Raw genomic sequence first — 429 nt, forward strand, 5'->3', positions numbered from 1 at the left:
GCCGGATGCCGAAGCGGAGCGCCGTCCCTGGTGGCGCCGCCCGGCGCGATGGGGAACGGCGGCGCTGGCGGCGGCGCTGGCGGGCGCCGGCTGGTACGCCTGGCAAGTGTATTCCCGGGCCGGCGCGGCGCCGCTGTACGTCACGGTGCCGGTGCGGCGCGGCAGCGTCACCATGAGCGTGACGGCCAACGGCACCCTGCAGCCGACCCGGGCGGTCAACATCGGCAGCGAGCTCTCCGGCACGGTGGCGCGGGTGCTGGTCGACATCAACGACAGGGTGCGGCGCGGCCAGGTGCTCGTCGAGCTGGACACGGCCAAGCTGCAGGACCAGATCGTGCGCTCGCGCGCCGCGCTGGCGGCGGCCAGGGCGGGCGTGGCGCAGGGCGAGGCCACCTGGGCCGAGGCGCGCAGCGCGCTGGCGCGGCTGCA

General features: G+C 77.2%; 1 pseudogene. It reads left to right on the forward strand.

The window, feature by feature from the left end:
* Positions 1–429, forward strand: a pseudogene (locus GTP77_RS29905) (efflux RND transporter periplasmic adaptor subunit); the annotation flags it as partial.

Source organism: Pseudoduganella aquatica (assembly GCF_009857595.1).
Taxonomy (GTDB): domain Bacteria; phylum Pseudomonadota; class Gammaproteobacteria; order Burkholderiales; family Burkholderiaceae_D; genus Rugamonas; species Rugamonas aquatica_A.